At 72.1% G+C, this 25421-nt stretch carries 24 protein-coding genes; 13 read left to right on the top strand and 11 right to left on the bottom strand.

Features of this window, described 5'->3' with window-relative positions; translation table 11 throughout:
• Positions 1-3 precede the first annotated feature (3 nt).
• The 4 genes from ACFVAJ_RS03935 to ACFVAJ_RS03920 form a co-directional block, all read right to left on the bottom strand.
• Positions 4-1368, bottom strand: a complete 1365-nt coding sequence (locus ACFVAJ_RS03935) for an FAD-binding oxidoreductase (protein WP_376941496.1) — start codon at positions 1366-1368, stop codon at positions 4-6.
• 102 nt (positions 1369-1470) lie between these two features.
• Positions 1471-4671 carry a glycoside hydrolase N-terminal domain-containing protein gene (locus ACFVAJ_RS03930; protein WP_376941495.1) on the bottom strand — a complete coding sequence of 1067 codons (3201 nt, stop codon included), beginning with the start codon at positions 4669-4671 and terminating at the stop codon, positions 1471-1473.
• A gap of 135 nt (positions 4672-4806) precedes the next feature.
• Complete coding sequence (locus ACFVAJ_RS03925) at positions 4807-5382, bottom strand: GNAT family N-acetyltransferase (RefSeq protein ID WP_376941494.1); 576 nt, start codon at positions 5380-5382, stop codon at positions 4807-4809.
• 83 nt (positions 5383-5465) lie between these two features.
• Positions 5466-7451 (bottom strand): cell wall-binding repeat-containing protein, encoded by a 1986-nt coding sequence (locus ACFVAJ_RS03920; protein WP_376941493.1) that lies wholly within the window; start codon positions 7449-7451, stop codon positions 5466-5468.
• Positions 7452-7639: 188 nt separating this feature from the next.
• On the opposite strand from ACFVAJ_RS03920, the gene ACFVAJ_RS03915 reads away from it, so the two are divergent.
• Positions 7640-8512 carry a bile acid:sodium symporter family protein gene (locus ACFVAJ_RS03915; protein WP_376941492.1) on the top strand — a complete coding sequence of 291 codons (873 nt, stop codon included), beginning with the start codon at positions 7640-7642 and terminating at the stop codon, positions 8510-8512.
• Positions 8513-8565: 53 nt separating this feature from the next.
• On the opposite strand, the gene ACFVAJ_RS03910 is transcribed toward ACFVAJ_RS03915, so the two are convergent.
• The 4 genes from ACFVAJ_RS03910 to ACFVAJ_RS03895 form a co-directional block, all read right to left on the bottom strand.
• Positions 8566-9207: a GntR family transcriptional regulator gene (locus tag ACFVAJ_RS03910; protein ID WP_376941491.1), complete on the bottom strand. Its 642-nt coding sequence runs from the start codon at positions 9205-9207 to the stop codon at positions 8566-8568.
• A gap of 65 nt (positions 9208-9272) precedes the next feature.
• Positions 9273-10142, bottom strand: a complete 870-nt coding sequence (locus tag ACFVAJ_RS03905) for a cytochrome c biogenesis CcdA family protein (RefSeq protein ID WP_376941490.1) — start codon at positions 10140-10142, stop codon at positions 9273-9275.
• 6 nt (positions 10143-10148) lie between these two features.
• Positions 10149-10994 (bottom strand): DsbA family protein, encoded by an 846-nt coding sequence (locus tag ACFVAJ_RS03900; protein ID WP_376941489.1) that lies wholly within the window; start codon positions 10992-10994, stop codon positions 10149-10151.
• Between the two features lie 38 nt (positions 10995-11032).
• Positions 11033-11644 (bottom strand): TetR/AcrR family transcriptional regulator, encoded by a 612-nt coding sequence (locus tag ACFVAJ_RS03895; protein WP_376941488.1) that lies wholly within the window; start codon positions 11642-11644, stop codon positions 11033-11035.
• 158 nt (positions 11645-11802) lie between these two features.
• Here ACFVAJ_RS03895 and ACFVAJ_RS03890 point away from each other — a divergent pair, with 158 nt between their 5' ends.
• From ACFVAJ_RS03890 to ACFVAJ_RS03880, 3 genes are all read left to right on the top strand, one after another.
• The gene (locus tag ACFVAJ_RS03890; RefSeq protein ID WP_376941487.1) at positions 11803-13173 is read left to right on the top strand and encodes an NAD(P)/FAD-dependent oxidoreductase; all 1371 of its coding nucleotides are present in this window, start codon (positions 11803-11805) and stop codon (positions 13171-13173) included.
• Positions 13174-13295: 122 nt separating this feature from the next.
• Positions 13296-13673 (top strand): cupin domain-containing protein, encoded by a 378-nt coding sequence (locus ACFVAJ_RS03885; protein ID WP_376941486.1) that lies wholly within the window; start codon positions 13296-13298, stop codon positions 13671-13673.
• Between the two features lie 64 nt (positions 13674-13737).
• The gene (locus ACFVAJ_RS03880) at positions 13738-14226 is read left to right on the top strand and encodes a GNAT family N-acetyltransferase (RefSeq protein WP_376941485.1); all 489 of its coding nucleotides are present in this window, start codon (positions 13738-13740) and stop codon (positions 14224-14226) included.
• A 19-nt stretch (positions 14227-14245) separates the two neighbouring features.
• On the opposite strand, the gene ACFVAJ_RS03875 is transcribed toward ACFVAJ_RS03880, so the two are convergent.
• Positions 14246-14620 (bottom strand): hypothetical protein, encoded by a 375-nt coding sequence (locus ACFVAJ_RS03875; protein WP_376941484.1) that lies wholly within the window; start codon positions 14618-14620, stop codon positions 14246-14248.
• Between the two features lie 65 nt (positions 14621-14685).
• Between ACFVAJ_RS03875 and ACFVAJ_RS03870 the strand changes: the two genes are divergently transcribed.
• Both ACFVAJ_RS03870 and ACFVAJ_RS03865 read left to right on the top strand, forming a co-directional pair.
• Entirely contained in the window at positions 14686-15183 is a 498-nt protein-coding gene (locus tag ACFVAJ_RS03870; RefSeq protein ID WP_376941483.1) for a DUF2975 domain-containing protein, read from the top strand.
• Entirely contained in the window at positions 15183-15413 is a 231-nt protein-coding gene (locus tag ACFVAJ_RS03865; RefSeq protein ID WP_376941482.1) for a helix-turn-helix domain-containing protein, read from the top strand. The genes ACFVAJ_RS03870 and ACFVAJ_RS03865 overlap by 1 nt, the downstream gene beginning before the upstream one ends.
• 6 nt (positions 15414-15419) lie before the next feature.
• On the opposite strand, the gene ACFVAJ_RS03860 is transcribed toward ACFVAJ_RS03865, so the two are convergent.
• On the bottom strand, positions 15420-15887 hold the full coding sequence (locus ACFVAJ_RS03860; protein WP_376941481.1) for a VOC family protein: 468 nt from the start codon (positions 15885-15887) through the stop codon (positions 15420-15422).
• Between the two features lie 300 nt (positions 15888-16187).
• Here ACFVAJ_RS03860 and ACFVAJ_RS03855 point away from each other — a divergent pair, with 300 nt between their 5' ends.
• The gene (locus tag ACFVAJ_RS03855) at positions 16188-16688 is read left to right on the top strand and encodes an FBP domain-containing protein (RefSeq protein ID WP_376941480.1); all 501 of its coding nucleotides are present in this window, start codon (positions 16188-16190) and stop codon (positions 16686-16688) included.
• 45 nt (positions 16689-16733) lie between these two features.
• On the opposite strand, the gene ACFVAJ_RS03850 is transcribed toward ACFVAJ_RS03855, so the two are convergent.
• A complete protein-coding gene (locus tag ACFVAJ_RS03850; protein WP_376941479.1) occupies positions 16734-18341 on the bottom strand; it encodes a PucR family transcriptional regulator in 1608 nt (535 codons plus the stop codon).
• A 97-nt stretch (positions 18342-18438) separates the two neighbouring features.
• Here ACFVAJ_RS03850 and lysA point away from each other — a divergent pair, with 97 nt between their 5' ends.
• From lysA to ACFVAJ_RS03820, 6 genes are all read left to right on the top strand, one after another.
• Positions 18439-19755, top strand: a complete 1317-nt coding sequence (lysA, locus tag ACFVAJ_RS03845) for a diaminopimelate decarboxylase (protein WP_376941478.1) — start codon at positions 18439-18441, stop codon at positions 19753-19755.
• A gap of 62 nt (positions 19756-19817) precedes the next feature.
• On the top strand, positions 19818-20753 hold the full coding sequence (locus tag ACFVAJ_RS03840) for an ABC transporter substrate-binding protein (RefSeq protein WP_376941477.1): 936 nt from the start codon (positions 19818-19820) through the stop codon (positions 20751-20753).
• The gene (locus ACFVAJ_RS03835; RefSeq protein WP_376941476.1) at positions 20750-21745 is read left to right on the top strand and encodes an amino acid ABC transporter permease; all 996 of its coding nucleotides are present in this window, start codon (positions 20750-20752) and stop codon (positions 21743-21745) included. The genes ACFVAJ_RS03840 and ACFVAJ_RS03835 overlap by 4 nt, the downstream gene beginning before the upstream one ends.
• Positions 21742-22554, top strand: a complete 813-nt coding sequence (locus ACFVAJ_RS03830; protein ID WP_376941475.1) for an amino acid ABC transporter ATP-binding protein — start codon at positions 21742-21744, stop codon at positions 22552-22554. Before ACFVAJ_RS03835 ends, ACFVAJ_RS03830 begins: the two co-directional genes overlap by 4 nt.
• A gap of 73 nt (positions 22555-22627) precedes the next feature.
• Positions 22628-24685, top strand: a complete 2058-nt coding sequence (locus ACFVAJ_RS03825) for an amidohydrolase family protein (RefSeq protein WP_376941474.1) — start codon at positions 22628-22630, stop codon at positions 24683-24685.
• A 143-nt stretch (positions 24686-24828) separates the two neighbouring features.
• The gene (locus tag ACFVAJ_RS03820) at positions 24829-25407 is read left to right on the top strand and encodes a TetR/AcrR family transcriptional regulator (protein ID WP_376941473.1); all 579 of its coding nucleotides are present in this window, start codon (positions 24829-24831) and stop codon (positions 25405-25407) included.
• Positions 25408-25421 lie beyond the last annotated feature (14 nt).

Genomic DNA, 25421 nt, shown 5'->3' with positions numbered 1-25421 from the left:
GCGTCAGCCCAGCGGGCGGTTGCTGCGGATCAGCCCGTCGGGGTCGACGCGGCGCTTCACCGTGGCGAGCCGCTCGAGCACCGCGGGGCCGTACGCGTCGGCGAGGCTCGTCTGCGAGCCGAGGAAGCTCGGCACCATGCCCTCGGCCGGGTACTTCGCGGCGAGCTCGCGCAACGGCGAGAGCGCGGCCTCCGCGTCGACCGAGGGATCGAGCAGCAGGGCGCCCGAGCTGAGCAGGCCGGGGGCGTGCACCGCCCCGATGGCCGAGAGCTCGGCGCCGAGCTCCTCGGCGATCGCGCCGCCCATCGCGCGGATGCCGCACCGGGTGAGCCCGCGATCGGCGCCGCGGAGGAACGCCTCGACGAAGTCGCCTGCGAACGTCTCGTCGAGCGGGCCGATCGCGGCACCGAAGTCGGCGGTCGGCATCGGGTCGACGGGTTCGGCGGCCACCGCCGCGAGCTGGCCGATCGAGAACGGGGTGAGCGAGTTCGCGATCGGCTCGGCGACGGCCAGCAGCCGATCGGCGAAGACCTGCCCGGTCGTCTCGTCGCCGACGTGAACCAGGCCGACGGTCGCGACGATGCGCCCGCGCAGGTGCGGCGGCATGACGGGCAGGTCGGGGAAGCGCATCATGCCGATGTCGAGCCCGAGCTCGGGTTCGTCGTGCGCGAGGGCGAAGGCGGCCGAGAGCACGGCGGTCGCCGACTCGGCTGGGAAGACGAGACCGCCCCCGTAGAGGGCGTCGCCCAGGTGGAGCGAGAGCTCGATCGCGGTGATCACGCCGAACAGGCCGCCGCCGCCACGGAGCGCCCAGAGCAGCTCGCCGTCGTCGGCATCGGTCACCCGGCGGACGTCGCCTGCGGCGTCGACGAGTTCGACCGCGATGATCGACCGCGCCGTGAGCCCGTATCGGCGGCTGAACATCGATTGCCCGCCGGCGATCGCGAGCCCCACGACGTTGACCTCGGGGTTCGAGCCGGCGAGCCCGATGAGGCCGGTGCCCTCGAGTGCCGCGAGGGCGCGACCCCAGTTGACGCCGGCGCCGACGCGCAGCACTCGCGCCTCGACGTCGACGTGCAACTCGTCGAGCCGTCGCGGTCGCACCAGCACGACGCCGTCGAGGTCGTCGGAGGCGCCGTGCCCGTTGGGCTGCGTGGTGACGCCGAGCCCGGCCTCGCGAGCGGCGCGCACGATCGCGCGCACGTCGTCGACGTCGGCGGGCTCGGCGACCGCGGCGGGGCGCTGCTCGATCGAGAGGTTCCACGGCGTGCGCGCGGCGTCGTAGCCGGCGTCGCCGGGCAGCAGCAGCGTGCCCCGGAGTTCGGTGCGGAGCCGTTCGAGGGGTGCGGGGTGGTGCGAGGCGGTCATCGGTGTCCCTTCGTCGGGGCAAAGCTAGCGCGCCCCGCCGACACGCGGAATGCCCCGGGCGCTCGCCCGGGGCATCCCTCGCTCGCGAACTCGTGGAGCGACTCAGTCGGCCTTGCCGAGTTCGCGCATCGGCTTGCCGTTCTTCGGGTTCGCGGGCTTCACCTTGCGCCGCGTCCCGTCGACGACGACGATGACGTTCGACATGTTGCCCGCACGGTCGGCCACGATGTCGTACGAGACGACCTCGCCGTCGCGCCACTCGCAGCTCACCGAGTAGCCGCCGCGGGCGCGGAGCCCCGTGAACGAGCCCGAGGCCGCCCAGTCGGCGGGCAGCGCCGGCAGCAGGCGGATGACGCCGTCGTGGCTCTGCACCAGCATCTCGGCGATCGCGCCGGTGATGCCGAAGTTGCCGTCGAGCTGGAACGGCGGGTGGTTGCACCACAGGTTCGACAGCGTGTTGTAGGTGATGAGGCCGCGCAGCATGATGCCGGCGCGCTCGGCGTCGCCCAGGCGGGCGAAGAGCGCGGTGCGCCACGGCCAGGTCCACGAACGGCGGCTGTCGCCCGAGACGGTGCCCGCCGTGAACGGCACGCCCTCCTTCTCGCCGCAGCGCGCCTTGAGCGACACGAGTGCCGCCGCGGCGAGTTCGGCCGACTCGGGCGTGATCTGCCGGCCCGGGTACACCGCGAACAGGTGCGAGGTGTGCCGGTGGATGTCGGTCGGGCTGTCGCGGTCGGCCTGCCACTCCTGCAGCTGGCCCCAGCTGCCGATCTTGTTCGGTGCCAGGCGTGCCTGCAGGTCGGCGACCGTCGCCCGGTACTCGGCGTCGATGTCGAGCGCGTCGGCGCAGTCGAGGTAGTTCTGGAAGAGGTCCCAGATGATCTGCTGGTCATACATGACGCCGTCTTCACGGGGGCCGTGCTCGGGCGACCAGCCGTCGGGCGCCACGAGGGTGCCGTCGGGCAGCTCCTTGAGCCGGTCCTCCCAGAACTCGCAGATCTCCTTGATCAGCGGGTAGGCGACGTCGCGCAGGTACTTCTTGTCCTGCGTGAACGCCCAGTGCTCGTACACGTGCTGCATGTACCAGGCGCTCGCGACGGTGTTCCACTCCCACGAGTTGCCGCCGAAGATGCTCTGCGAGGTGCGGGCCGTCCAGCCGCGGGTGCTCGCGCCGAAGGCGTTGCGCGTGGCGACCCGGCTCGGCACCGCCACCTGCTGCACGAACGAGATGAGCGCCTCGTGCGACTCGGGCAGATCGGTCGTCTCGGCGCCCCAGTAGTTCATCTGCACGTTGATGTTGGTGTGGTAATCGCTCGCCCACGCCGGCTGGTTCGAGTTGTTCCAGAGGCCCTGCAGGTTGGCGGGCAGCCCGCCCGGCCGCGAGGAGCTCAGCAGCAGGTACCGGCCGAAGTCGTACATCGACTGCTCGAGCGTCGGGTCGGCCTCGCCGGCGCCGTAGCGCGCGAGGCGCGCCGTCGTGGGCAGCGCCAGCACCGAGGCATCCGTCTCGCCCCACTCGACCGCGGCGCGCGACATGAGCTTCGAGACCTGGGCGACGTGCTCGTCGCGCAGCTCGTCGAAGCTGCGCGCACCCGCCGCCTGGAGGGCGGCGTCGATGCCGGGCTGGGGCGCGGCGCCGCGCCAACCGTCGGCGGCGCTGAGCTTGTAGTCGGTGCGGGCGTCGAGGAGGAGCGTGATGGTCGACGCCCCGCTCACGCGCAGGCCCGCGCCGTCGGCGCTGACCTCGCCGTCGGTGTCGGCGATGCGCACCGTCGCGGCGTGGCTGAGGTCGTTGGCCATCGTGCCCGAGAAGCCGAGGCGCCGGGCCGCCGCGTCGACCGAGGTCGGCGAGTTCTCCTGCTCGGAGACGAGCGTGATCGTGCCCGACAGCGCGCCGGCGGTGTCGCTCGTGTAGCGCAGCACGACGACGTCGGCCTCGCGGCTCGCGAACGCCTCGCGCAGCACGGTGCCGGCGACGGTCGCGAAGTGGGCGGTGTGCAGGCCGACGGCGGGGTCGAGCGCGCGGCGGTAGCCGACGACCTGGCGCTGCCCGCGGGTCGTGTAGCCGCTACCGGTGAACGCGACCCCGGCGAGGCGGAACGCCCCGGGCGCCGTGAACGTGAGCCGGTAGTGCGAGTACGTCGCCGAGTTCGCGAACGAGAAGCTCTTCGCCTCGCCGCGGCCGGCGAACGCGACGCCCGACCTCGTGTCGAGGGTCTTCCAGGCGACGCCGTCGTTCGAGGCGGCGAGCACCCAGTCGCGCGGGTCGGCCTCGGGCGCGTCGGGCGCGCTCGTCAGCAGGTAGCCGGTGAGCGCCCGCTTCGCGCCGAGCTCGAGCTGCCATGCGGCGCCCGATCCGGCGTCGTCGACCTGCCAGACGGTGGCGGCGTCGCCGTCGATGCTGCCCATGAGCGAGTCGGCGTGGCCCGAGGGCGACGAGACGTAGACGCTGCCGCCCTGTGCGAGCTCGACGCCGCCGAGCCCGATCTCGGAGAGCTGGAAGTGGCTCACGCCCGCCTTGGGCACGAAGTCGACGCGGTAGAAGCGGTAGGCGGTCGAGTTCTGGAACTCGTAGGTCTTCGTCTGGAAGCGCTGCTCGAACGGCGCTCCCGTGCGCGAGTCGAGCGTCGCCCAGGTGCTGCCGTCGTTCGAACCGAGCACGCGCCACTCCTGCGGGTCGCGCGCGGGCACGTCGTTCGCGCTCGTGAAGCTGTACGACGAGACCACGGCGGCGGCGGGCAGTTCGGCCTGCCAGAGCACGTGGGCGGGCGGGCCGTCGATGCACCACTTGGTCTGGCTGTTGCCGTCGTAGCTCTTGTCGACGTCTTCGGCGCCCCAGATCTTGTAGGGGCCGCCCGGTGCGGTGACCTTCGGGCGCGCGCCGAAGCCGATCGTGAGCGTGCCGAAGTCGCGGTACGAGCCGAAGCCGGTCACGCTCGTGTCGTAGGCGCCGTCGGGCTTGCCGGCGAGCGCGTTGTCGTAGTCGTTGAGGCCGCCCCAGAGGCTCTGCTCGTTGAACTGCACGACCTCCTCGTCGGGGTTGCCGAAGAGCATCGCACCGAGGCGGCCGTTGCCGATCGGCAGCGCCTGCGTCTCCCAGTCGGCGGCCGGGGTGCCGTACCAGAGCGACTTCGTCGAGAGCTCGGGGACGGGGATGCCTCCGCCCGCGGCGGCGGCCGCCGCCCGGCCGCCGACGAGGGCGGCCGCGGGCTGTGCGGCGAGGAACTGGGGAACGAGCGGGGCCAGGGCGACGAGCCCGCCGAGCTGTAGGGCGCGGCGGCGCGGAATCTCGCGTTCGAGCATGCGGGGGGACCTCCGGAGCATCATTGATCTGGTGTTTCGGTGCGGAATCGTCGCGATTCATCGTCAATCTGCGACCGATGCTCATCCTGCCCGATTAAAGATCGGATGTATAGCCCTGTGCGCGAGATGTCGGCGTCAGTCGAGATCGAGCCGCATCAGCACGCGCGGGAAGCGGTTGAGCACCGACTCGGTGTCGGCGGCCTTCGTGAAGCCGCCCTCCTCGAACAACCGCCGCGTGCCGACGTACGCCATCGTGAGGTCGACCTTCGCGCCCCGATTGTCGACCGGGTAGCCCTCGATCGCGGGTGCGCCGTTCGCCCGCGCGAACTCGACCGCCCCCGCGAGCAGGTGGTGCGCGATGCCCTCGCCGCGATGGCCCGGCCGCACCCGGAAGCACCAGACCGACCAGACGTCGGCCTCGTCGACGTGCGGGATCTTGCGGTTGGTCGCGAACGAGGTGTCGGCTCGCGGATGCACCGCCGCCCAGCCCACGGGTTCGTCGCCGTCGTAGGCGAGCACGCCCGGCGGCGGCGTCTGCGCGCACAGCTCGCGCACGCGCTCGCCGCGGGCGGGGCCGACCAGGGCGAGGTTCTCCTTCGAGGTCCGCAGCCGGTAGCTCAGGCAGAAGCACACGTTCGACGTCGGCTTCTTCGGCCCGAGCACCGCTGCCACGTCGTCGAAGACCGTCGCCGGTCGCACCTCGATCGCCATGCACCCAGCCTGCCACCAGCCGCCGACCATCCACCACCGACGCGCGTTCGCTCCGTGTTCCGGTGGATCGAGGGCGTCGAGGGCTACTCGGTCGGGAGCATCCACTCTCCTCGGGCCTGCTCGAAGCTCTGCGCCGGGTCGGCCGGCGCCCAGTCCTTGCGGAGCAGGGCGGCCCACGCCGAGAACCGGTCGTCGCCGGTGAGGCGCGTCAGCGTGTCGAGCTGCCAGGAGTGGATGACGTGGTAGGTCGTGTTCTGCCACCGCGTGCTCTGGCAGTACTCGGCCTGCACGCAGTAGTACGAGACGCCGCCCGGCACGCGGACGGCCGGCATCATCCGGTCGAGCACGGTCGTCGCGCCGCCGTCGAGGTACGCGGCCACCGTCGGATCGCCGCCGCGGTGCCGCCAGTAGTCGTAGAGCCCGAACATCGCGAAGACCTGTCCGTTGAGCACCGTGAGGGGCACCTGCCGGCCCGCGTACTCCTCGAAGTAGAGGTGGTCGTCGATGACGAGGCTCGACCAGGGAGCGGTCGACGAGTAGCGCTGCGTGAAGCTCGTCCACGTGCGGTCGGCGGCGGTCTCCCAGCGCGTCTCGCCGGTCGCGTCGGCGAGCCTGACGAAGAGGGAGAGGGCCTGCCCCTGCGCCATCGCCGAGTACCAGGGGGCCGGCAGCGTGCGCTGGTAGTACGTCCACGGGAAGCGGTACGGGTACCACCAGCCGTCGCCGCGCTCGACCTTCATCGCGATGAGCTGCCGGCCATGGCGGATCGCCCGGTCGAGCCAGATCCGGTCGCCGGTGCGCTCGTACTCGAGCAGTGCCGAGATGCCGTACTGCGCGTACGCCACGGGGTGGTCGGCCCGCTGTTTGTTGTCGACCCGCAGGTAGATCAGCAGCCCCGTCGAGTCGAGCTTGATCGAGCTGCTCCGGACGTCGACGGGCGGACGGTCCGAGTACGGCGCGGGCGCATCGGCGTCGAACGTCCACGACGACGTCGCCCAGTCCGCCAGCGGTTCGCTCGTCGTCGGGATCACGCAACGCACGTTCTCGGCCGCGGCGCGGGAGACGACGGCTGTGCCGCCGAGCACGGCACGCCGGGTCGCGCCGACCGAGAGGATGCCGTCGTTGACGACCGGGGGCACGCAGGTGCGCCAGGTCAGGTCGAGCGGAGCGGCGAGCCGGCCGGCGAGCGCCGCGGCCGCCAGCGCATCGGGGAAGTCGGCCCCGGTGGCGAGGAAGCTCGTCGACGACGACCCGGACGGGAAGTAGGCGCGGTTGATCAGGGCGGCCGTGGCGTAGCGGTCGGCCCCGCCGTAGCGGGTGACCGAATATCCGGCGGACGCGAGCTGCGACTGGATGCCGCTGCTCACGACGCTCGTCCCGCCGGTGATCGTGACCGACTTCACGCCCAGGCGACGGAGGGTCGCGAGGGTCGCGGCGCCGACCCGTGACGAGGTGCCGTCGACGAGGAGGACGGGGGCCCGTCGCGAACCCGCGGCGCCGGTGGCGGCGAGCGCGTCGGGGAAGGTGCGACCGGTCGCGATGATGGCGTGGTCGGCACTCGTGAAGCCCGCATCGACGATGGCCTTCGCGGTCGCGTAGCGCTCGGCCCCCGCCAGCCGCTTCGTCGGCGCGATGCCGCGCAACGCCGTCTCGACGCCCGAGGACACGACCCCGGTCCCTCCGGCGATGTAGATGCGGGCCGGCTTCAGGCGCTGGAGCTCGAGGCGCACCGCGTCGGGGAGCCGGGTCTTCGTCGTGAGCAGGAGCGGTCCCCTCGCCGCGGCGGCAGCGCTCGCCGCGGCGAGCGCATCGGGGAAGTCGGCCCCTGTGGCGACGAAGACGGCGGGCACACCGGGCGAGTATCGCTTGGAGACGGCCACGGCGGTCGCGTAGCGATCGGCGCCGCTGAGGCGGGTGACGCCCTCGGGGAATTCGGGCGTCCCGGGTGCGGCCGCCGCGACGCTCGCCGGTGCGGGCGCGGCGCTCGCGGCGTCGACCGGGGCGGTCACCGCCGCCGGGAGCAGGGCCGCGATCGCTGCGAGCATCGCGATACGGACTCTCGCCGACATGGTGCTCCCTCCGGCGCGCTGCGACGGCGCACACGGGCTCGACTCTAACCGAGCGCCGTCAGGTGTCGGAATCGGGTGATCGGGGTGGCGCCGCAACGCTTCGTCCCGCCCGGAAATCCGCTGGTGACAACGGCCCGCCCCGTCCACGAGACTGTCTCACACCGTCATCACGAAGGAGTGATCACCACATGGGTCCATTGACCACGATCGGGCTGCCCGTCGCGCTCGGAATCATCATGTTCGGCCTCGGGCTCTCGCTCACCCCGCGAGACTTCACCCGCGTCGCGAAGCAGCCGAAGGCGGTGCTCGTCGCACTCGCCTGCCAGCTCGTGCTGCTGCCGCTCATCTGCCTCGGACTCGTGCTCCTGTTCCAGCTGCCGCCCGTGCTCGCGGTGGGCATGATGCTGCTCGCGGCATCCCCCGGCGGCACGACGGCGAACCTCTACAGCCACCTCTTCCGCGGCGACGTCGCGCTGAACATCTCGCTCACGGCGGTGAACTCGGTGCTCGCCGTCTTCACGCTCCCGCTCATCACGAACCTCGCGATCGCGTACTTCCTGCCGGGCGACGACGCCCTCGGACTGCAGTTCGCGAAGACGATCGAGGTGTTCGCGATCGTGCTCGGCCCCGTCGTGCTCGGCATGCTGGTGCGCTGGTGGAAGCCGGCTTTCGCGGACCGCATGGACAAGCCCGTGCGCATCGCCTCCGTGATCATCCTCGTCGTCGTCATCGCCGGGGCGATCGCGACGAACCTCGAACTGCTCCTCGCGAACGCCGGCACGCTCGCCCTCATCACCGTGCTGTTCTGCGTGCTGAGCCTCGCGGTCGGGTTCGCGGTGCCGCGACTGCTCCGCGTCGGGCGCGCGCAGTCGGTCGCGAGCTCCTTCGAGATCGGCATCCACAACGCGACCCTCGCGATCGTCATCGCGCAGACCGTCATCGGCAGCATCGAGATGAGCCTGCCCGCGGCGGTGTACGGCGTGCTGATGTTCTTCGTCGCGCTCGCGTTCGGGTTCCTCATCCGCGAGCGGAAGCCCGCGTCGGTCGCGGTGCCCGCCTGAGACGCCGACGGAGCGGACGGCGCGCCGGGCCCCGGCGCGCCGTCTCCTCGGGCTCAGATCGGCCCGAGCTCGGGCCCGTGGGTGTCCATGATGTGGGCGCGCAGCGCCTCGGCGAAGCCCGCAGGGTCGTCGGCCCGCAGCCGCTCGATGAGCGCCCGGTGCTCGGCGATGGTCTCGTCGACGCGGTCGAACAGGACGTCGCGGTGGGCGCTCAGCAGCAGTCGCTGCCGATCGGCGAGCCGGTCGCCGATCTCGACGAGCACGGCATTGCCGGATGCCTCGACGAACGAGCGGTGGAACGCGATCGTGAGCTCGACGAACCCGTCGATGTCGCGGGCGACGAGTGCGTCGCGCTGCGCGGCGAGCTCGGGTTCGAGGCGGTCGGCGAGCGCGCGCCGGACGGCGCTCGTCGCCCGCTGCACGCCCATCGCCTCGAGGATGAGGCGAGCGTCGGCGAGGTCGGCGATCTCGCGCCCCCCGAGCTCGCGCACGAGCGCGCCGCGCTTCGGGTAGATCGTGATCCAGCCCTCGTCCTGGAGGCGGGCGAGGGCGGCGCGCACCGGGGTGCGGCTCATGCCGAGGCGCCCGGCGAGCTCGTTCTCGCTCAGCATGGTGCCCGGCCGGTGCGTGCCGTCGAGGATCGCCGTACGGGTCGCGGCGTAGGCGCGTTCGGCGGCGCTGTCGATGGTCGGCACCCGCCCATCATGGCCGCTCGCGGGCGCCGTCGCATCCGATCGCGTCGATTCGCGACCCGCGGGGCTCACGCCTCGTCCGTCGTCCGTGTCGAGTGCGCGTCCTCCGCCGTCGCGTCCGCACGGCGCGCGGCGCGACGGTGGAGCAGCCACACCGCGACGAGCATCGCGACCGCCACGGCGACGAACACGAGATCGGGCACGCCCGCCGTCAGGCGCAGCGCGCTCGACTCGATCGCGAACTGCTGCGAGGCGCCGAGGAGCCCCGAGAGCCCCGCGGTGCCGTCGGTGACGATGAGCAGCGCCCCGAGGCCGATGCCGAGCAGGCCCGCGACGAGCTGCGTCCACGTGTTCGACCAGCGGCCGATGCGGATCATCCGGGGGCGCACGAGTCGGCGCACCCACGTCGACCGCGACCAGGCGAACGCGAGCACGAAGAGCGGCACCGTCATGCCCAGCGCGAAGACCGCGAGCGTGAGCGCGCCGTAGAGGGGGCTGCCGCCGAGCGCCGCGAGAGTGAGCACCGAGCCGAGCACCGGGCCGGCGCAGATGCCGGCGATCCCGTAGACGGTGCCGAGCAGGTAGACGGATGCAACGGAGCCGGCCTCGCCCGCGTCGTCGCCCGCACCCGTGTCGCGGGTGAACGAGGGCAGCGGGATCCCGAGCGCCTGCACGAGGCCGAGCGCGATGACGACGACCGCGGCGATCGTGACGAGCAGCGTGCGGTTCGCGCTGACGAACGCACCGACGGTGCCCGAGAGCACGCCGACCGGCACGAGCGTCGTCATGAGGCCGAGCGCGAAGACGCCGGTGCGGGCGATGAGCCGGGTCGGGGTCGTGAAGGCGTAGGCGAAGAAGGCTGGCAGCAGCATCACCGAGCACGGGCTCAGCAGGGTGAGGATGCCGCCGATGAACGCGCCGGCGAAGCCGAGGTCCACCGGGCCTCAGCCCGCGGTGGGCAGCTCGCCCGGGTCGACGCCCGCGGCGAGCAGCTGCTCGTCGAGGAACGAGCGCACGGCGTCGAGCGGCTGCGCGCCCGAGAGCGCCTGGTCGCCGGCGACGAAGAACGGCACGCCGGTGACGCCGAGCTGCTGCGCCTGCGCGGTGCTCGCGGTGACGGCCTCGCGGAGGTCGGCCCGGTCGAGGTCGGCCTCGAACGCGGCGAGGTCGGGGACCCCGGCCTCCTTCGCGAAGGCGACGAGCTTCTCGCGGGGCATGTCGGGGTGGCCCTGCTCGGGGGCCGCCGCGTAGACGACCTTCAGGTACTCGGGAAAGCGGCCCTGCTCGCCGGCGGCGCGGGCGGCGACCGCCGCCGCGGTCGAGTCGTCGCCGAAGAAGGCGACGTCGCGGAACTCGTAGCGCACGAGCCCGGCCTCGACGTACTCGTCGAGGATGACGGGCATCGTCTGGTTCGTGAACACCGCGCAGTAGGGGCAGCGGAAGTCGGCCCACTCGACGAGCACGACGGGCGCGTCGACGTCGCCGATGGCGAGGGGGTCGTCGGGATCGCGCAGCGCGATCGCGGGGTTCTCGGCGTAGGCGGCGGCATCGGATGCCTCGGGGCCGGCGCTCGCCGCGGGTGCGGCGGTGCTCGGCGACTGCGGGAACGCCTGGGCGATCGCGACGACGAGGAGGAACGCGGTCGCGATGCCGAGCACGATGTTGAGGGCGCGCGATCGGCGGAGGCGGCGCTCGAGACCTGCGGCGTGCGGCGTCGTGTGGCCGGGGCGTTCGCCCTTCCGGGGAGTGGTCGGCTCGTCGGACGGGGGCGTCTTCTGCTGCGTGGCCATCGCAGAAGGATACAACTTGTATCCAAGATGAGCCTGAGTCAGCGCTGGGTGCCGCCGTCGAAGACGAGCGCGCCGAGCAGCACCTCGAGCGAGGCCTGCACACGCTCGTCGGTCCACGCCTCCGGGTCCTCGATCGCCTTCACCTCGTAGCCGCGGCAGAAGAGGTAGAGGATGTCGGCGATGTGCGCGGCCTCGTCGCGATCGACCGGTTCGCCGCCCTGCACGACGTGCTCGGCGCCGGCGAGGAACTTGCCGTACGTGGCATCCGTGACGCCGCGCACGACCTCGTAGGCGCGGCGGTTCGCACCGCGCACGTCGGCGATGACCTCGATCCAGAGGCTGCGCAGCACGTTCTCCTCGGGGGAGGAGGAGCACATCCACCGGGTGAGCTCGGCGAGGCGCGCGACGCCCACGAGCTCGCCGAGGTGAGCGGCGCGCGACTCGTCCCACTGGGCGCGGGCGTGGTCGAGCGCGTTCGCCATGAGGAGTGCGCGCGACGGCACGAAGTTCGTGATGTACGCGGTCGAGCGGTCGAGGCGCTCGGCGACGGCACGCAGCGTCACCGCCCGGGTGCCGCGCTCGCGCGCGACCTCGACGGTCGCGCGGGCGATGTCGGCGAGCCGCTCGTCGTGGTCGACCTCGATGGGCACGGGCGCCTCCCTGGTCCGGTTCGTTTGACAGCCTGCCACGACGAGGGTACGTTTCAAAACGCTGTTGTACAACACGCCGACATCTCAGTGTCCGGGATGCCTCGGCCGGCCGCCGCACGACGCGACGGCCCCCTCGACGAAGATGGAGAACACCCGACATGACGGTCAACGGCGGCGTCTCGTTCTGGCTGCAGCAGGTCGGCGTCCCGACCCCCAGGCCGGCGCTCCCCGGCGACCTCGACGTCGATGTCGCGATCGTCGGCGGCGGCTACACCGGGCTCTGGGCGGCCTACTACCTCAAGCGCGACCAGCCCGACCTGCGCGTCGCCGTGCTCGAGCGGCGGTTCGCCGGCTACGGCGCCTCGGGGCGCAACGGCGGCTGGCTCACGAACTCGGTCACGGGCGGCCGCGGGCAGTACGTGAAGACGCACGGCCGCGAGGCCGCGATCGCCCAGCAGCGCGCGCTCAACGCGACGGTCGACGAGGTCATCGCCGTCGCGGCCGCCGAGGGCATCGACGCCGACATCCACAAGGGCGGCGAGTTCGAGGTCGCGCTGAACCCCGCCCAGCTCGCGCGGCTGAAGGAGGCCGCCGCCTCCGAGCAGTCGTGGCCCGCCACCGATGTCGAGGTGCTCGACGCGAAGGCCGCCGCCGCGCGCATCAACGTCGCGGGCGTGCAGGGCGGCATCTGGCACCCGCACTGCGCCCGCATCCACCCCGCCAAGCTCGCGCTCGGGCTCGCCGGCGCCGTCGAGCGGCTCGGCGTCGCGATCTACGAGGGCACGACCGTCACCGAGATCGTGCCCGGCGAGGCCCGCACCGACCACGGCACCGTGCGCGCGGCGCACGTGCTGCGCGCGACCGAGGGCTTCACGCCCGACCTGACGGGCCTGCACCGCACCTGGCTGCCGATGAACTCGTCGCTCATCGTCACCGAGCCGCTCGCCCCCGTCGTGTGGGACGAGATCGGCTGGAACGGGCACGAGACCCTCGGCGACTTCGCCCACGTCTACATGTACGCCCAGCGCACCGCCGACGACCGCATCGCGTTCGGCGGCCGGGGGGTGCCCTACCGCTACGGCTCGCACGTCGACCAGGACGGCGAGACCCAGCCGCGCACGATCGAGAGCCTGACGGCGCTGCTCAACCGCTTCTTCCCGTCGACCCGGAGCGCCGCGATCGAACACGCCTGGTCGGGCGTGCTCGGCGTGCCGCGCGACTGGGCCGCGACCGTCGGGCACAACCGCGCGACCGGCCTCGGCTGGGCGGGCGGCTACGTCGGCACGGGCGTCACCGCGACGAACCTCGCCGGTCGCACGCTGCGCGACCTCGTGCTGGGGAACGACACCGAGCTCACCGGCCTGCCCTGGGTCGGCCACAAGGCCCGCAACTGGGAGGTCGAGCCGCTGCGCTGGCTCGCCGTGCAGGCGATCTACACGGCGTATCACGCGGCCGACCGCGGAGAGCAGCGAGGTCGCGCGACCACCTCGCCGATCGCGAAGGTCGCCGACCTCGTCGCGGGCCGCTGAGCCCGAGTGCCGTTGCCGCTGCAGGAGAACTGCACTGGCAGCCCTGAATCAGGGGGCATCGTGACACTTCTCATGCAGAAGCAACGGAGCGGCCCGAACCAGAGAACCACAGAGGAGGAACCATGACCGACCAGCCCGACCCCGTGGCGACCGTCGTCGCGCTCGCCCCGATCGCGCGCGACCTCGGCCCCGCCGCCCCGAAGCCCACCGCGCTGAGCGAGGGCGTGCTCGAGGCATCCGACTCGCTCTGGACGACGCCGGCCGTCGACGTCGGCTACTGGGAGTGCACGCCCGGCCGGTTCGCCGCGACCCGCGAGGGGTACACCGAGGTGTGCCAGTTCCTCTCGGGGCGCGTGACGATCGAGGTCGACGGCGAGGAGCCCGTGACCTTCGGCGCCGGCGACACCCTCGTGACCCCGAGCGGATGGCGCGGCGTGTGGCACGTGCACGAGACCGTGCGCAAGCTCTACGTGATCATCGACGACGCCCCCTCGGCGTAGCGGTCGGGGCTGACCGGGCGCCCGCCGGCGCGGGCCCACGGCCCTGATGTGAGAGCGTGGTCGGGTGAGCCTCACCACGATCGCGACCCCCGGCAGCACGTACACCCTCCGGCGCGCGCGCCGCGATGACGTCGACGCCCTCGTCGCCCTCATCGCGGCCGATGCGCTGCGCGCCGCCGAGTTCGGCTTCGGAGACGAGGAGCGCGCCGGCTACCTGCGCGCCTTCGACGCCATCGACGCGGATGCCGCGCAGCTGCTGGTGGCGGTCGAGGCCCCCGACGGCGCGATCGTCGGCACGATGCAGCTCACGTTCATCCCGGGGCTCTCGCGCGGCGGCGCGACCCGGATGCAGATCGAGGCCGTGCGGGTCGCCGACGAGCTGCGTGGCGCCGGCATCGGGTCGGCGATGATCGGGTGGGCGGTCGAGCACGCGCGCGAGGGCGGCGCGAGGCTCGTGCAGCTCACCAGCGATGCGCGCCGCGACGACGCGCATCGGTTCTACGAGCGGCTCGGCTTCGAGGCATCCCACGTGGGGTTCAAGCAGTACCTCTGAGCAGGCGTCCGCGACCGTCTCAGCCGAGCGCGACGAGGAGGCTCAGCACGGCGAGCACGGCGCTGGTCGGCGCCATCGTGAGGCGCTCGGCGCGGCTGCGCGAGATCGCGTTGAGCGCGATGCCGAGCACGAAGTAGCCGAACACGACCCACATGCCCACCGTCGAGACCGCGTCGGGCACGACGTCGACGAGCCCGGCCCGGTCGAGCGCGAGCACGGCGATGACCGCGTAGATCACGATCGAGACCGCACTGCCGATGCGGAGGCGCGCGGGCAGCACCTCGTGCTGCCCGCCCCACGCGAAGCGGCCGATCGGGGCGCCGAACACGAGCGCGAGCTGGAACACGGCGAGCACGCCGAGGACGACGCAGAGCAGGACCGCGGCGAGGGGCATGCGGCGAGCCTAGCGAACCCGATCAGTCGATTGACAATCGATCGATAATGAACGAGAGTCGATCTATGACGAAGATCGATCGGGTGGTCGTGCCCCTCAAGGTGCTGCTGGTGCTCGTGTTCGCGGGGCTCCTCGTGGCGCAGCTGCTCAGCCTGCCCGGGCAGTTCTCGCACATGGCCGCCGAGCACCCCGAACGCGGCGCCCTTCCGTGGCTCATGCTCGTGGTCGCCGTGCTCGAGGCGGCGTGCTTCCAGGTCGTGATCGTCTGCATCTGGCGCCTGCTCGACCTGGTGCGCGACGACCGGATCTTCAGCGAGCGCGCCTTCCGCTGGGTCGACGCGATCGTCTGGGCGATGGCCGTCGGGTGGCTGCTGCTCGCCGGGCTCGCCGCCACGCTCGTCGTCGTGATCTACGTCACGCCCGAACTGCGCGACCCCGGGTTGCCGGTCCTCCTCACCGGCATGGTGCTGATCGGCGCGGTCGTGGTGCTCACGATGGTCGTCATGCGCGTGCTCCTGCGGCGGGCGACGGTGCTGCGCACCGATCTCGACGAGGTGATCTGATGCCGATCGTCGTGCGCATCGACGTCGAGCTGGCGCGGCGCAAGATGAGCGTCGGCGAGTTCGCCGAGCGGGTCGGGCTCACGCCCGCGAACGTCGGCGTGCTGAAGAACGGGCGGGCGAAGGCCGTGCGCTTCTCCACGCTCGACGCGATGTGCCGGGTGCTCGAATGCCAGCCGGGCGACCTGCTCGAATGGGTGCCCGACGATGCCGAGGTGCCCGCGATCGAGTAGGCCGCGTCAGGCGTTCTCGAGCTCGGCGATCACGACCTTCTTCTGCCGCATCATCACCTGGATCTGCTCGGGCCGCCGAGTCAGCTCGCCCATGTTCGCCGGGATCACCTGCCAGCTGACACCGAAGCGGTCCTTGCACCAGCCGCACTGCTCCGACTCGGGCACGTGCGAGAGGGCGGCCCAGTAGCGGTCGATCTCGGCCTGGTCGGCGCACGAGACGACGAACGAGATCGACTCGTTGAAGACGAAGAGCGGCCCGCCGTCGAGGCAGACGAAATCGACCCCGTTGAGCGTGAACTGGCCGTTGATCACCTTGCCCGACATGCCGGCGAAGTGCTCGTCGAGCGACTCGTCGGGGTACTCGTCGATGCGGGTGATGCGCGAGTTCGGGAAGACCCCGACGTAGTACTCCATCGCCTCGCGGGCCTGGTCGTCGAACCACAGGCACGGCTGGATGGGTGAGAGCTCGGCCATCGGTAACCCCTTTGTTCGGCCATCGCGTTCGGCGGCCACGATACGCCCGTGCACGGCGGCGGTCGAGGGGGAGGCCCAGCACCCGCGTGTAGGCTGCCCCACTGTGAATCGTGCTGACCTGCCCGCGAACGTGCGCGGGCGTGAGGGGGTCGCGGGCGCCTCGTGCGCCGCGATGAGGTGACCCCGCCCTCGGCCGGTGGCGTTCGACGCCGCGGGCCGCGGTCGGTCGCGCCTGCGACCGGTCATCCCCACGTCAGCGTGCCGCCCGTCTCGGCGGCGAACAGAACAGGTTCAGATTCCATGCTCCCCATCACCGACGCGCAGATCCGCGCATCGTTCATCAATGCCAGCGTGCGCGAGCGCGCCGCCCTCAGCCTGCCGGCGGACTTCTCCGAGCTCGACTGGGACCGCCGCGACTTCCTCGGCTGGCGCGACCGCAAGCTGCCGAACGTCGCCTACGTCGTGGCGCCCGTCGGCGGCGAACTCGTCGGCGTCATGCTGAAGCGCGCCGAGGGCCGGCTCCGCTCTCGGCCCCAGTGCTCGTGGTGCGAAGACGTGCACCTGCCCAACGACGTGCTCTTCTTCGTGGCGCGTCGAGCCGGAGCCGCCGGTCGCAAGGGCGACACGGTCGGCACGCTCGTGTGCGCCGACTTCCAGTGCTCGGTGAACGCGCGCAAGCGCCCGCCCGTCGCGTACCTCGGCTTCGACGTCGAGGCGGCCCGCGACCGCCGAGTCGAGGCGCTCCGCGAGCACGTGATCGGGTTCATCCGCGAGGTCGCCGAGGAACCGCTCGGAGGCTGAGCGCCCGGCTGACCGCTCGGGGCGACGCCCCGGGCGGTCGCGGGTTCAGCGCGCCGCCGCGCGCAGCTGCAGCCACGCGGCGAGGCGGTCGTCGGCGTGCTCGAGGCGGAGGCCGTGCGCCTCGCCCGCGCGCCGCAGGCGATGGCGCACGGTGTTCTCGTGCACGCCGAGGCGATCGGCGGTCTGCGCCACGTTGCCGAAGCACTCGAGCCAGGTGAGCACCGTCTCGGCGATCGCCGCCGTCGCCTCGTGCTCGCCGAGCGCGTCGATCGCGGGGTCGCGCAGTTCGGGCGCTGCGGTGAAGAGCTCGGCAGCGCGTTCGACCACGAGCTGCGGACGCAGCCCGGCGGCCGTCACGATGCGCCCCGAGCGCGGGTCGGCCGCGCGCGCGGCCGTCTCGAGCAGTCGGTCGGCGAGCTCGCGCGCGCCGGCGACGTCGCCCGAGCGATGCGCGGGCCCGGCGACGGCGATGCGGACGCCGTCGCCGACGAGGCGGTCGACGAGCGGCAGCAGCGGTTCGGCCGAGCGCACCGCCTCGTCGACGGATCCGGCGGCGAAGAGCGCGTAGACGCGCCCGCGGTGGGCGACGGCCACGGCGTCGGGCCGGTGCAGCACGAGATGGCGGATGACCGTCGAGCGGAGCTGCGCGATCGCCGTCGGGCCGGCGCCCGGCACCTCCATGGCGAGGAGGGCGGCGCCGCGCTCCTCGTCGATGCCGAGCTCGGCGAACTCGGTGCCGGTGAGCTCGATCCCGGTGAGCAGGGTGCGCAGGCGGTCCTCGCGGGGGCGCTGGTTGGTCGCGTGGGCGCGCAGGTCGTCGAGCAGGTGGGCGCCCGCGAGGGCGCTCGCCCGCCGCATCCGCTCCTCCTGCTCGGGCGTGGTCGGCGCCTCGCCAGAGGCGTCGATCGCCCAGATCGAGCCGAGCGGCAGGGCGCCGGCACGGATCGCGAACGCCACGCGGGGCTCCTCGTCGCCGAGGCGCGGGTACTTGATCGGGCGGTCCGAGCGCAGCACGGTGCGGTACTGGTCGTCGTTGTAGGGGGAGGCGGGCACCTGCCGCGCGAGGATGCCGTGGGTGCGGAGCGCGTCGATCACCTGCCCCGGCACCGAGGAGTAGGCGAGGATGTTGCGGCTCAGGTCTTCGATGGCGACCGAGCCGCCGAAGAACTCGGCCAGCTCGTTCGCGATGGCGAACAACGGCTCGGCGCCGCGGTCCTGGGGGCCCGCGATCGCGGAGTCGGCCTCGCCGAGCAGGTGCGTGAGCTGCGCGTCGAGGAGGCGCCAGCTGATGCGGTCCGCGATCCGCACGATCGTCAGCCCCGTCGCGTCGGCGATCGCCGCGAGCGCGGGCACCCGTTCGGCGCTGCACTTGACGGCGAGCCCCGCGGCGCCCTGCTCGGCGGCTGCGGCGGCGATCGCCGCGAGCCGCGCGGTCGAGAGCGAGGCGGTCGACGGCGCGAGCAGCAGCGTGCCCGGGGCATCCGTCAGCTCGTCGACGATGTCGATGAACTCGGTGCCCGTGACCGCGACGCCGGTGCCGAGCGGGCCGATCGGGGTCGCGGTGCGTGGGCCCAGCTGCTCGACGAGCTCGGCGAGCGTCACCCGGGGGCCGTTGCCGCGCAGCACACCGCTTGGAGAAATCCCTGCATCCACCCTGTGAATCTATCCGAGATCGACAACCACGGGCACGATCGATCTTCCTAGGCTGGCCACCGTCGACGGCGAAGGCGCCGCGCGCAAGGAGGAGAGCATGACCACGGACCGGCCCGCACCCGACGGCACCCGCCTCGGCGAACTCTGGCGGATCCTGCCCGAGGAGGCGACCGCGAACGCCGACGGCGTCCTCGAGATCGGCGGCGTCGCCGTCACCGAGCTCGCAGAGCGATTCGGCACCCCGCTGCACGTCTACGACGAGACCGGGCTGCGGCGCCAGATCCGTCGCTTCATCGACGGACTGCGCGAACGCTGGCCGAACTCCGAGGTGCTCTTCGCCTCGAAGTCGCTGCCCGCGGTCGGCATGTACCGGCTCGCCCAGGAGGAGGGGCTCGCCGTCGACATCGCGGGCGGCGGCGAACTGCGGCTCGCGCTCGCCGCGGGCGTCGACCCCGAGCGCCTCTACTTCCACGGCAACGCCAAGACCGATGCCGAGCTGCGCATGGCGCTCGACGCCGGCATCGGCGCGATCATCGTCGACAACGACGACGAGCTCGACCGGCTCGAGCGCCTGCTCGAACGGCCCCAGCGCCTGCTGCTGCGCGTCATCCCCGGCGTCGAGGCGAAGACCCACGCCTCGCAGGCGACCGGCGGACTGAACTCGAAGTTCGGGCTGCCGATCGACCAGGCGGCGCGGGCGATCGCCCGCATGCAGGCCCACCCGCTCATGCGCTTCGAGGGCGTGCACCTGCACATCGGCTCGCAGATCCTGGATGTCGCGCAGTTCGCCGAGGCCGTCGAGAAGATCTCGGGCGTCGGCACCTTCGGCACTTACGACGTTGGCGGCGGGCTCGGCATCGCCTACACCTACGAGGAGGAGGCGCCGGAGGTCGGCGCCTACCTCGACTCGATCGTCGCCGCAGCCCGGGCGCACCTGCCGGCCGACGCGAAGCTCATGATCGAACCCGGGCGTTCGGTCGTCGCCCGCGCCGGCGTCACCCTCTACCGGGTCACGACGGTCAAGCGCACCGGCCGCACGTTCGTCGCCGTCGACGGCGGCCTCGCCGACCAGATGGACATCGCACTCACCCAACAGCGCTACGAGGCGATCGTCGCCGACCGGCTCCACGAACCGTGGACCGAGACCGTGCAGCTCGTCGGCCGCCAGTGCGAGTCGGGCGACCTGCTCGTCGACGGCGCCCCCATGCCGCCCGCCCGCGTCGGCGACCTCGTCGTCATGGCCGCGACCGGCGCCTACGCCTACACGATGTCGAACAACTACAACGGCGCCCTGAAGCCCGCGATCGTCTTCGCCCGCGAGGGCGACGCCCGGCTCGTGGCCCGCCGTGAGAGCTACGACGACCTGCTGGCGACCCACGCGCCGGCGATGACCGACGCCCGGGCGTTCGCCTGAGGCATCCGACCGCCTTTCGACCCACCGACAACCCGTCCCACCCCACGACAAGGAAGTCACCGATGAACGCACGCACCACCACCCTCGTCGGCGCGACGGCCGCCGCGGCCGCCCTCGCCCTCGCCCTGACCGGCTGCTCGGGCGCCGGATCCGGCGCCTCCGCAGCCCAGGGCCCCGAGCTGCCGACCGGCGACGAGGTCTCGACGACCGTCGACGCGAAGCTCACCGCACTGCTGCCGGAGGAGATCGTCGAGAAGGGCCGCCTCGACATCGCCCTCGACATCCCGTTCCCGCCGATGGCGATGTACGACGAGACGAACCGCCCGGTCGGCTTCGACCCCGAGCTCGGGCGACTCATCGGCCAGAAGCTCGGCATCGACGTGTCGCTCAACAAGCAGGCCTTCGACTCGGTGATCCCGTCGCTGCAGGCGAACAAGAACGACCTCATCATGAGCGGCATGAACGACACCCCCGAGCGGCAGGAGACGGTGAGCTTCGTCGACTACACGCACGGCGGCTTCGCGATCCTCGTGCAGGCGGGCAACGAGGTCGGCGTCACCACCCAGCAGGACCTCTGCGGCAAGACCGTCGCGGTCCAGAAGGCGACCGTGCAGGGCGAGCTGCTGCGGGCGATGGACTGCGACGGCGACCCGGTGACGGTCACCGAGCTGCCGAGCGACCTCGACGCGCAGACCGCGCTTCGGGCGGCCAAGAGCGACGCCTACGTCGCCGACGCCGTCGTGGCCGAGTACGTCGCGGCGACGACCGACGACGGCGAGGCGTTCGACGTCGTGCGCGACCCCGAGAACCCCGCCGGGTTCAACCCGGTCTACAGCGGCATCGGCATCCTCAAGGGCGACACCGAGCTCGTCGAGGCGGTGCGCAGCGCGCTGCAGGCGCTCATCGACGAGGGCACCTACCAGGAGGTGCTCGAGCGCAACAACATCGCCGCCTACGCCGTCGAGTCGGCCGAGGTGAACCAGGGGGCGGCAGAATGACGACGGCACCGGCGGCGCCCGCGGCGCCCGCAGACCGGGGCGTAGCCCCCGCACCGGATGCCACCGACGACGACGTGCGGGCGATTCCGCTGCGACGCCCGTGGCGGTGGATCAGCGCGGCCGTCGTGCTGCTCTTCGCCGCCGGGTTCGTGACCTCGGTGCTGACGAACCCGAACATCGACTTCGCCGCGATCGGCCAGTTCCTCGTCGACCCGCGCATCCTCGACGGCGTGGTGCTGACGCTCGTGATCACGCTGATCGCCATGGCGGTCTCGACGCTCCTCGCGATCGTCATCGCGGCGATGCGACTCTCGTCGAACCCCGTGCTCTCGACGGTCGCCTGGTTCTACGTCTGGGCGTTCCGCGGCACCCCGCTGCTCGTGCAGATCGTGCTGTGGGGCTACCTCGGGCTGCTGTACGAGCAGCTGACCATCGGCATCCCGTTCACCGACATCGTGTTCTGGCAGGTCGACACGAACGTGCTGATCACGGCGATGGTCGCGGGCCTGCTCGCGCTGACGCTCAACCAGGCCGCCTACTCCTCGGAGATCGTGCGCGCCGGCATGCTGTCGGTCGACGAGGGCCAGCGCGAGGCCGCGTTCTCGCTCGGGATGTCTCCGCTCTACACCTTCCGTCGCGTGCTGCTGCCGCAGGCCATGCGCGTCATCATCCCGCCGATGGGCAACGAGACCATCTCGATGCTGAAGAACACCTCGCTGCTCTCGGTCATCGCGGTGCTCGAGATCTACACGCAGGCGACCGTGATCTCGTCGCAGAACCTCAAGCAGGTCGAACTGCTCATCGTCGCGAGCCTCTGGTACCTGCTGATGACGAGCGTCCTCTCCATCCCGCAGTACTACCTGGAGCGCCGGTTCGGGCGCGGCTCGAGCCGCAACCTGCCGCCGACGCCGTGGCAGCGGCTGCGGGCGACGTTCACCACCCGCCGGGCCGTCGAGCCCGCGCCCGAGACGAAGGCGGTCAGCGCCCGATGAACACCATCGCCACCACCGGCGCCCAGGCCCCCGCGGTTCCCGCCGCGGTCCGGCCGCTCGTCGAGATCCGCCGGGTGCGCAAGAGCTTCGGCGCCCACCAGGTGCTCCGCGACGTCTCGCTCGCGGTGCCCGAGGGCACCGTGACGGTGCTGCTCGGCCCCTCGGGTTCGGGCAAGTCGACGCTCCTGCGCTGCATCAACCACCTCGAGTCGATCGACGGCGGGCGCATCCTCGTCGACGGCGAGCTCATCGGCTACCGGCAGGCCGGCCACGCCACGCACGAGATGACGCCCCGGCAGATCGCCAGGCAGCGCCGCGACATCGGCATGGTGTTCCAGAAGTTCAACCTGTTCCCGCACCTGACGGCGCTCGAGAACATCACCGAGGCGCCGGTCGGCATCGCCGGGGTGCCGAGGGCGAAGGCGAAGGCGCGCGCGCTCGACCTGCTCGACCGCGTCGGCCTCGCCGACTTCGCCGGGCACTTCCCGTCGCAGCTCTCGGGCGGCCAGCAGCAGCGCGTCGCCATCGCCCGCGCCCTCGCCATGGACCCGAAGCTCATGCTCTTCGACGAGCCGACCTCGGCGCTCGACCCCGAGCTCGTGGGCGACGTGCTCGACGTGATGCGCGAGCTCGCGAACGACGGCATGACGATGATCGTCGTCACCCACGAGATCGGCTTCGCCCGGGGCGTGGCCGACCAGGTCGTGTTCATGGACGGCGGCGTCGTCGTGGAGGCGGGCCCGCCCGATGAGGTGCTCGACCGCCCGCAGCGGCAGCGCACCCGCAACTTCCTCGAGAGCGTGCGCTGAGCCGAAGCTGCGGCGCGACCACCACCACCGCCGGTCGGCACCGGCCGGCATCAGATGAGACGAAAGGGATGCAATGGGGCAACCAGACAACGATCCGGAGGCGCGGAGCGGATCGCGCTCCGGCACCGATCCGGCGACCGTCGGCAGCTCGGGTGACACCTCGAAGGGCGCACGGCGCGTGCTCCTCCTCGTCGGCGCACTCGTCGTCGTCGCCGCGGTCGCGATCACCGCGGGCGTGTGGCTCGGCGCGAACGACGGCGGGGTCACCGCGGCGCCGCAGGGGCGGCTCGACGTCGTCATCGCGGGCGGCACCGTGTTCGACGGCACCGGCAGCGCGGGCCGGCTCGCGGACGTCGGGGTGCGGGACGGGCGCATCGTGGCCGTCGGCGACCTCGACGGCGTCGACGCCGACCGCATCGTCGATGCGAGCGGCCGCTACGTCGCCCCCGGATTCATCGACCTCCACTCGCATGCGGAGCTCGAGGCGCTCGCCGACGCGAAGAGCTCGCTGACGCAGGGCGTCACGACGGAGGCGATCGGGCCGGACGGAATGGGCCGAGCCGACATCGCCGCGCAGTTCGACGAACTCGACGGGATCGACACGGCGATCAACCTCGCCCCGTACATCGGGTTCAACACGGTCTGGACCGAGGTCGTCGGCGAAGCCGACGTGCGCCCCACCGCCGAGCAGTCCGCACGGATGCAGGCGATGTTCGCGGAGGCGATGTCCGACGGTGCATGGGGGGTGTCGAGCGGTCTCGGCTACTTCCCGGCGCGCTACTCCACGACGGAGGAGGTGGCGGCGGCGGTCGGCGACCTCGCCGGATGGCGCGCGATGTTCTCCGACCACATGCGCGACGAGACGAACCACGCCGTCGAGGCCGTCGAGGAGAACCTGCGGATCGGCGCGGCGACGGGCCTCATGGCCGAGGCGACGCACATGAAGGTCGCCGGACCCGGCAACTGGGGCGGTTCGGCCGAGATGCTCGCCCTCCAGGCCGACGCCCGGGCTGAGGGACGCCTCGCCGGCGGTGACGTGTACCCGTACACGGCGGCTTCGACGGGCCTCTCGTTCTACATCCCGGGCTGGGTGCAGGACGGCGGCACCGAGGCGATGCTCGACCGGTTCGACGACCCCGCCTCGCGGGCGCGGATCGACCAGGAGGTCAGCGCGTTCGTCGTCGACGACGTGGGCGAGCCCGCGAACATCACGTTCCCGGTGCTCGGCAACGTCTCGCTCGCCGACCTCATGGTCGAGTACGGCGACGTCACGATCGGCGAGGCGGTGATGCGCACGCTCGCCGAGCACGGCGGTGACATCCCGTGCGTCATGCAGATCGGCTCCGAAGACGACCTCGAGGCGTTCCTCACCGATCCCTTCCTGGCGATCTCCTCCGACGGAGGTGCGACGGAGTCGGACGAGACGCATCCGCGCCACTACGGCACCTACCCGCGCGTGCTCGGGCGCTATGTGCGGGAGCAGGGCGTGCTGAGCTGGGAGGAGGTGATCCGCAAGATCACCGGGCTCCCCGCGACCATGCTCGGCATGGTGGACCGCGGATTCATCGCCCCAGGCATGGCCGCCGACCTCACGGTCTTCGATCCCGAGCGGATCATCGATCGCGCGACCTTCCCGGACCCGAAGCAGTACTCGGAGGGCGTCGAGCAGGTGTTCGTGAACGGCGAGCTCGCGCTGGAGGACGGCGAACCGACCGGGGCCGCTGCGGGCGAGGCGCTCCGTCGATCGCCGGGCATGCCGACCCGCCCGCAGGACGCCGCCGAGGCGAAGCACGTCACCACGCAGGGCATCGTCGAGCTCGGGGACGGCGCGGGGGAGTTCGCGGTGGACCTCGAGCTCGAACAGGCGGCGGGCGCTCCGGGCGCCGTCGGTGCGCTCTCGGTGACGACGCCCGAAGGCGAGTCGATCCTCACCGGTGAGCGGCTCGGCTTCGTGCAGTCGGCGGAGGGCTGGTGGAGCGTCACCGGCGTCGGACGGGTGCCGGGCGGCGAAGAGCGATCCTTCGTGCTCATCGTCGACGAGCATGATCCGCTCGCGGGGGCGGGCGAGACGCGGGTGACGCTGCGCGTCGACGGATCGGGCGACCGTCACGGCACGCTGTCGCCCCGATGATCGGGCCGCGCTGACGCGGGGGAGCAGCAGGAGACCGAGGACCCGGGGCATCGCCCCGGGTCCTCGTCGTTCGTGTCGGTCGGGCTTGCGGCGGCCGGCGACGCAGGCTATCGTCTGCCTAACTAATGATCGTTAGGCAGGCGATGACCAGAGCACAGATCCTCTCCGAAGCCCGCGTGGTCTTCGGACGCCGGGGCTACGCCGAGGCCAGCCTGCGCGAGATCGCCGGGGCCGTCGGCATCAAGACGCCCTCGCTGTACGCGCACTTCCCCAGCAAGGAGGCGCTGTACGAGGCGGTCTACGCCGAGGTCGTCGTCGAGCACACCGCGTTCTTCGACGAACTCGCCCGGGCGAGCGGCGAACTGCCGCCCCTCGAGCGTCTCGGCCACCTGCTCGGCGGCATCGAGGCGTACTACCGCGATCGACCCGACCTCGCCGAGTTCAGCCTGCGCGCCGCCGTCGCCGAGTACGGACCGGGCGGCCAGAACCTGCGCGAGATCTTCCTCGACTCCGAGTCGACCCTCGCCGACGCCGTGCGCCGCGCGTACGACGACGGCGTGGCCGCCGGCGCCTTCGCCCCCGGCGACGCCGAGGGGTTCACCGCGCTCGTCTTCGTCATCATGGACGGCCTGTTCCTCCAGCTCACCCACTACGAGCCGGAGGTCTACCGCGAGCGATTCGATCGAGCCTGGCGACATCTCTCCGCCGCACTCGCAGCCTGAGGCATCCCCCCCCA

The organism is Agromyces sp. NPDC057679 (assembly GCF_042799635.1).
Taxonomy (GTDB): Bacteria; Actinomycetota; Actinomycetes; order Actinomycetales; family Microbacteriaceae; genus Agromyces.
The sequence above is the reverse complement of the archived record's forward strand: the minus strand, read 5'-3'. Positions and strand labels throughout refer to the sequence as shown.